The organism is Gluconacetobacter sp., assembly GCF_047721585.1.
GTDB classification, from domain to species: domain Bacteria; phylum Pseudomonadota; class Alphaproteobacteria; order Acetobacterales; family Acetobacteraceae; genus Gluconacetobacter; species Gluconacetobacter dulcium.
Genome location: NZ_JBDNXE010000171.1, coordinates 1 through 6,649 on the forward strand (window position 1 = coordinate 1; position 6,649 = coordinate 6,649).

The window sequence follows — 6,649 nt, forward strand, 5'->3', positions numbered from 1 at the left end:
GGACGACCCTGGCGATGCGGAGGGCGTCGTCCGGGACGACGAGATGGCTGGCTTCGTAGGCGAAGGACGTGGCCGGCGTGCTTTTGAGCGTGCCTTCGCGGTCGTCGAGCAACTGGTTTGGAAAATCCATGCCGCAGGCGAGCACAAGCGAGATGCCGGCTGCGCTTGACAGTGCGAAGACCAGCGCGTGGCGGCGGATGGCGTGCGCGGCGGGCGCCTTCGGGGCAGGTGGATCAGCTCTGCCTGTCATGGGTTCCGGCATAGGCTCTGACTGTTCCCCGATCGCACCGCGCCCATCCGATGACGGCCTGTTGCCCTGCCCGCAGCAGGCCGGGCTGCGCGCGCCGCAGCCACATGCCCTGGGCATCGTAATCCAGATTATAGCCGTTCAGGCCGTCGGCTCCGGATGGGCAGGGGCTCTCGATCCGGATGGCTGGTGGGGCCTCGGCATCCGCGTTGCCGGCATTGGCCAGGACGATATCGTAGGGCGCCGTGGCCGAGGAACGGTGCAGGCTCACCGACAGCGCGGTGCGCAGGGGCTGATGGGTGATGACCGCGCGCCATGTCGACAGGCTCCAGGCCCTTCTGTCGTCGGAAGTGGGCAGGCGGAACCAGGCCCAGCCGGCCAGGCCGTGCGGCGGGGCGTGTTCGATGCGTTTCATGAAGGCGGCGATTTCGGCGGGAGGGGCCACGAGTTCGTGGCCGCTGTCGGCGCCCATGAGACGGTCCTGCTCGCTCTCGATGCCCGCGATCCGTCCGTCGGTGCCCCATGTGACGCGCGTGCCGTAGGCGGGGAGGGCCACATGCCATGGGCCGCGACGGCGCTGGGCGAAGATTCTGACCCATTCATGGGCCTTCTCGGGATTGAAGAGGCCGAATTGCGGATTCTGGACGGCGTGGATCTGCAAGACCGCGTCATCGACCCGGGCCAGCACCTCTTCCAGTTCGGGGGAGGCCAGCCAGGTCGGCAGGACCGTGATGGAAAGGGGTGTCGGCTCCAGCCGGCCGTGCAGCAGCGCCAGGAAACGCGCATAGGCCGGCAGGCGGACGGTGGCGCAATCATGGTCGATTTCGAGGCCATAGACCGTGATGCCGCGCTGCTGCCAGGCGGCTTTCACGGCGAGGATATGGGCGGCCAGTTGCTCCTCATCCCAGTCGGCCAGTTGGCCTTCGATGCGGATGACGGCGATGACTGGCATGTGTGTGCGTGCCAGCAGGAGGCTGTCGGGGGTTATGTCCACCCAGGAGCCGTGGCCGTCCAGTTCTGCCGCGAGAATGCGCCATGTGCGGATGATGGGCTGGCTGGCGGTGACGGCGGTGCTGACGGCCGGGGTCCATTGGCGTTGCCAGATATAGGCGTCACTGGGCAGCGCCCCGCCCGTGCGGGTGGTGAAGGCGGTGTGGATGCCGATCAGGCATAATAAAAATACGATTGGGATGTAGGGCTTTTTTAAAAAATCGGTCATTTCGTCTGGTCGGGGGCTCCGGAAGCGGTGGAGGGCAGGATCGCTTGCGAAGCGCGGTTGCTGGATGATCATGCCGTGACGGGTGCGCGGTCAACCGTCTTTCCTGTTGTGCTGTCCGGCTGGGGGCGCGGAACCTGGCTGGAGAGGGGGCTGTAAAAAAAACTTTGCTCCGCCGGGGAGCCTTGTGCCGGGAGCATGGGATGTTCCCTGACCGAATAAAAGCCTTCCGGCTTCTTTTCCTTCAGAAAAGGGAGAGAGCGATTGCGGTCTTTCCAATAATGTTCATCGTGAGGAATGGTGGCTTCCTTTAAAATAAAAAAGGCATCTTTCGCTGCGGCGTCGTGTTCTGTCGGGAAGTGCTGCGATGGGGGACACGAAAGCGTGATGACTGCGCTGTTCCGATAGGAGCGGCAGGCGGTATTTTTCGGGGACGCTCTGCTACTGCTATTGTCAATAGCCCGCTTTCTTGTCACGGATCTTGCGGAATGGCTCCGAAACGGGCAGGGGGCTTCGCTCTTGTCGGAGCCATCATGCATCCGTCCATTTTTCGAGAACAGCCAGAGTGACCCATCCCGCCCCTTCCTCTTCGTCTCATGGCGGTGCCGATACGCTGCGCGGCATCATGCTGGCCTTTGCCGCATTCGCCGCGTTCTCGTGCAGCGATGCCAGTGTGAAGCTGATCCGGGACGGGCTGCCGCCGTATGAATGCGCGTTTTTCGGCTCGTTGTGCGCGCTGGTGGTGTTTCCCTTCCTGCTCGGCGGGAGGGATCGGCTGGTCGATGTGTTCACGACGCAGAACCGTAAGCTGTGGATGGTGCGCTTCATCGCCTATCCGCTGGGCATTATCGGCAGCGTTACGGCGTTCAGCCATCTGTCGATGGCCGAGGCGTTTACACTGATCTTTCTACAGCCTTCGTTCGTGACGCTGATGTCGATCGTCTTTCTGAAGGAGCGGATCGGCTGGCCGCGCTGGCTCGCGATCGGGTTGGGCTTCATCGGCGTGCTGATCGTGCTGCGGCCCGGTCTGCGGCCGCTGTCGATCGGTCATCTGGGCGCGGTGGTGGCCGGGATGGCGGGGGCGATCTCGGTCGTGACCTTCCGGGCGTCGGGAGCCCATGAAAAGCAGATTTCGCTGTTCGGGGCCGGTATTCTCGGCGGCGTTACCATCTGCGGGCTGGTCAGCCTGCCGTCCTTTGCGCTGCCCGATGCGCATCAGCTTGCCTTGCTGGCCAGTTACGGGCTGCTGGCGGCGCTGGCGAACGTGCTGCTGATGCATTCCGCGCTCCACGCCTCGGCGGGGGCCATCGCGCCGACCCAGTACAGCCAGATGATCTGGGCGCTGGCGATCGGCCATCTGGTCTTCGGTGATTCGGCGGACATGGTGACGCTGACGGGCATTGGCCTGATCATTTGTTCCGGGTTGATCACGCTGGTGCGCGAGCAGGAAAAGCATGTGCCCGGACCGCCGCCGATCGCGGTGAGCCGTGGGCATGCGGCGTCGATGCTCGTCAACGAAGACCACGAAGAACCAGCCTGACCGCATATGCGCGCAGGTGGTGACCCGGCGCGCGTTTCCTGCGCTTCGGTGCGCGCGGCCATTGGGGGCGCTCCGTTCCGGTGTCCGGCCCCGCTGCGTGAGGGAACGGCGTGGGGACGGCCGGCGTTTGTCTGGCACGGGGGCGGCGTGTTTGCGCCGGCATTCCTGTGCCGTGCTGTCCACCGTCATGCGTGCAGGGGCGGGTCTGGCTGGGAGGCGTTGTCCTGAGCCGGTGACCTTCCTATGGTCCCTGACCTTCCGCCGGCCCGGATCGGCGCGGGGTGTGTGGTGGAACTCGGAACGAAAGGCTTTTCAGGCATGAAAAGATTCTTCAATACGCGCGAACGTCTGGTGCCCGAGGCGCTGGAAGGATTGTTGCGTTCGCCCGCCGGGAAGGATCTGTGCCGCCTGGACGGCTATCCCGATATCAAGGTCATCCTGCGGCGGGACTGGGAGCGGGGCGCGGGCAAGGTTGCCGTGATTTCCGGCGGCGGCTCGGGGCATGAGCCCGCCCATGCCGGCTTCGTCGGGCGCGGGATGCTGACGGCGGCGGTCTGCGGATCGCTGTTCGCCTCGCCGGGTGTGGATGCGATTCTGGCGGGCATTATGGCCGTGACCGGTGAGGCCGGGTGCCTGCTGGTGGTGAAGAACTATACCGGCGACCGGCTGAATTTCGGGCTGGCGGCCGAGCAGGCGCGCGCGCTGGGGCTGAAGGTGGAGATGGTGATCGTCGGTGACGATATCTCGCTGCCCGGCCATCGGCAGGCGCGCGGCATCGCGGGCACGGTGATCGTACACAAGGCTGCCGGGCACATGGCCGAAAGCGGGGCGTCGCTGGAGCGGGTGGCGGCATTCGCGACCGACGTGGCGGCGCGCACGCGCTCGATCGGCCTGTCGCTGAGCGATTGCGATACCTATGACGAGGGCCATGCCAGCCGTCTGGCGGCGGACGAGGGCGAACTGGGCCTGGGTATTCATGGCGAGCCGGGGGCAAAGCGCATCGCGCTGGCCGATGCCGGCGGGTTGATGACGCTGGCGGCGGACGCCCTGCTGGCGGCCCTGCCGGAGGGCGAGGCGCGCCATGCCCTGATGCTGAACAATCTCGGCACGACGCCGGTGATCGAGATGTCGCTGCTGCTGGAAGCCTTTGCCGCTACCACGCTGGCGCGCAGGGTGGCGCTGGTGGCCGGGCCCGCGCCGTTCATGACCGCGCTGGACATGAACGGGTTTTCTCTCACGCTGGTGGAACTGACCGACGAGATCGCGGCTTCGTTGCAGGCCGACGTGGCACCCACGGCATGGACGGGCATGGCGCCGTGGCAGGAGCCGACGGTGATTGCCGTACCGGACCTGCCGGATATTTTCGCCGCCGCGCCCTCGAACAATCCGGCGTTGCGGGATGCCGTGCAGCGTGGCGCGAAAGTGCTGCTGGAGAATGAAGAGGCGCTGAACGCGCTGGATGCGCGCATCGGCGATGGCGACGCCGGCTCGACCTTCGCCGAGACGGCGCGCGTGATCGACGGTGCGTTGGACCGGCTGCCGCTGGCCGACCCGCAGGCGCTGATGCAGACGCTGGGGCGCCTGCTGGCCCGCCATGCCGGTGGGTCGAGCGGGGCGCTGCTGTCGATCCTGTTTGCGACGGCGGGGCGGAGCGAACAGGCGCGCTGGGAAGCCGCGCTGCTGGAGGGCATCGTGGCGATGCAGCGTTATGGCGGCGCGCGGGAAGGAGACCGCACGATGCTCGATGCGCTGATCCCGGCGGTGCGGGCGCTGGATGCGGGCGCGGCATGGGCCGAGGTGGTGCGCGCGGCGCGCGGCGGGGCCGATGCCACGGCGAAGATGGGCAAGGCGGAAGCCGGGCGGGCGTCCTACATCCCCGACGGGCAGTTGGATAATGTGCCCGATCCGGGGGCCGAAGCGATTGCGCGGCTGTTTGAGGCGTTGATACCGGGGAGGTGAGGAAAGGCGAGGGCGCTGCCCTCGACCCGCAAGGGGTCGCAGACCCCTTGACCCCATTCGGTTGTTTCAGGCGTTTTTTCGGGGGGCTTCGTCATATCTTCGGCGAGCGTGCCGAGGAGGCGGACACGCTGGTCGAAATCGGCCTTGTCCCAGTCTTTGAACAGCCCGACGGCCATTGTCGCACGGGCGCGGTCTATCGTGTCGGTCGCGTCCTTGCCCGATGGGGTGATCGTGGCCTCGCGCACGCGGCGGTCGGTCGCGCCGCCGTGGCGGGTGACCAGGCCCAGTTCCGCCAGCCGCGCGATCTGGCGGCTGACCGTGGTGTGATCGCGGCCGACACGGCCCGCAAGATCGACCAACCCGATCGGGGCTAGGCGCTCGACCAGAACCAGGAGCGGAAACAGGGCGCGCTCAAGCGGCAGGCCGGCGGCCCTGAGCAGGGCTTCGTCGCGTTCCGGCCTGTTGATGACACCGACGATTTCGATCAGCGCACGATGCAGGGCGGGGAGGCGTGCGCGGATATGTGTATTATGCACTTTTATTTGACATCCCGATACGCGCCTTAATATGTGCATGATGCACATTGTTCGTGCGGGAGGAAAGCAGAATGACTGTTTCACGTGACACGGACGTTGTGATTTGCGGCGCGGGTGCGGCGGGGCTGACGCTTGCGGTCGATCTGGCCCGTCGTGGCGTGGCGTTTCGCCTGATCGACCAGTTGGCGGAGCCGTTCGCGGGGTCGCGCGGCAAGGGCATCCAGCCGCGTACTCAGGAGGTGTTCGAGGATCTCGGCATCATCGACCGTCTGGCGGCTGCCGGAGGGCCTTATCCTGCGCAGCGCGTCTATCGCGATGATGGCACGCAGGATGACGTGCAGGAGATCACGATCGCGTCGGCGACGGTGGACGAACCCTATCGTGCGCCCCTGATGGTGCCGCAGTTTCGGACCGAGGCGATCCTGCGCGATCGGCTCGCGGCGTTCGGTCATCGCCCGGACTATGGGACACGGCTGACGTCCTTTGCCGATGACGGCGCTGGGGTGACGGCCCATGTCGCGGGTGAGGATGGGGCGGAGGTGATCCGCTGCCGTTATCTGGTCGGTGCCGATGGGGGGCGGTCGTTCGTCCGCCACGAGATGCAGGTCGGCTTTCCGGGGAAAACCCTTGGTGTGCGGGCGATTGTTGCCGATATCGTGCTGGAGGGCCTGGATCGGGCCGTGTGGCACCGGTTCAACCATGGCGACATGACGCGGATGATGGGGTTCTGCCCGCTGCCGGGTGGCGAACTGTTCCAGCTTCAGGCGCCTGTTGCGTTCGAGGGGGATGTCGATCTTTCGGTCGGTGGTCTTCAGGCGTTCGTCGATGCGCGCCTGCCGGGGGGCGTGGTCCGGGTGCGGGAGGTTCGCTGGGCGTCGGCTTATGCGATGAATGCGCGGCTGGCGGACAGGTATCGGGTCGGGCAGGTGTTTCTTGTGGGAGATGCCGCGCATATTCACCCGCCGACGGGGGGACAGGGGCTCAATACCAGCGTGCAGGATGCGTATAACCTGGGCTGGAAACTGGCGGCCGTGCTGGGCGGCGCGCCGGCGGCGTTGCTGGAGACCTATGAGGAAGAGCGGCGGCCGGTCGCGGCCGGGATGCTGGGGCTGGCGGCTGGGTTGCTGGAGAAGGCCCGGCAGGGTGACATG

Annotated in this window: 7 protein-coding genes; 3 read left to right on the forward strand and 4 right to left on the reverse strand. The window is 66.2% G+C overall.

Features of this window, described 5'->3' with window-relative positions:
* The 3 genes from ABF821_RS19190 to ABF821_RS19200 all read right to left on the reverse strand — a co-directional run.
* The coding region (locus ABF821_RS19190; protein WP_415531238.1) for a hypothetical protein at positions 1-250 on the reverse strand (250 nt) is incomplete at its 3' end.
* Positions 234-1,466, reverse strand: a complete 1,233-nt coding sequence (locus ABF821_RS19195) for a DUF3142 domain-containing protein (RefSeq protein WP_182973792.1) — start codon at positions 1,464-1,466, stop codon at positions 234-236. The genes ABF821_RS19195 and ABF821_RS19190, both read right to left, overlap by 17 nt.
* Positions 1,467-1,534: 68 nt before the next feature.
* The gene (locus tag ABF821_RS19200; RefSeq protein WP_182973793.1) at positions 1,535-2,002 is read right to left on the reverse strand and encodes a hypothetical protein; all 468 of its coding nucleotides are present in this window, start codon (positions 2,000-2,002) and stop codon (positions 1,535-1,537) included.
* Positions 2,003-2,028: 26 nt separating this feature from the next.
* Here ABF821_RS19200 and ABF821_RS19205 point away from each other — a divergent pair, with 26 nt between their 5' ends.
* Positions 2,029-3,003: a DMT family transporter gene (locus ABF821_RS19205; RefSeq protein ID WP_310889080.1), complete on the forward strand. Its 975-nt coding sequence runs from the start codon at positions 2,029-2,031 to the stop codon at positions 3,001-3,003.
* A 318-nt stretch (positions 3,004-3,321) separates the two neighbouring features.
* Entirely contained in the window at positions 3,322-4,962 is a 1,641-nt protein-coding gene (locus ABF821_RS19210) for a dihydroxyacetone kinase subunit DhaK (protein WP_415531239.1), read from the forward strand.
* Here ABF821_RS19210 and ABF821_RS19215 read toward each other — a convergent pair.
* A complete protein-coding gene (locus ABF821_RS19215; protein WP_415531240.1) occupies positions 4,872-5,498 on the reverse strand; it encodes a MarR family winged helix-turn-helix transcriptional regulator in 627 nt (208 codons plus the stop codon). The genes ABF821_RS19210 and ABF821_RS19215 overlap by 91 nt on opposite strands.
* Before the next feature lie 71 nt (positions 5,499-5,569).
* Here ABF821_RS19215 and ABF821_RS19220 point away from each other — a divergent pair.
* The coding region (locus ABF821_RS19220) for an FAD-dependent monooxygenase (protein ID WP_415531241.1) at positions 5,570-6,649 on the forward strand (1,080 nt) is incomplete at its 3' end.

What these genes read in the sequence shown, in the direction of transcription:
- ABF821_RS19195 (WP_182973792.1), bottom strand. Translation starts at nt 1,466, where the DNA reads ATGACCGATTTTTTAAAAAAGCCCTACATCCCAATCGTATTTTTATTA.
- ABF821_RS19200 (WP_182973793.1), bottom strand. Translation starts at nt 2,002, where the DNA reads ATGCATGATGGCTCCGACAAGAGCGAAGCCCCCTGCCCGTTTCGGAGC.
- ABF821_RS19210 (WP_415531239.1), top strand. Translation starts at nt 3,322, where the DNA reads ATGAAAAGATTCTTCAATACGCGCGAACGTCTGGTGCCCGAGGCGCTG.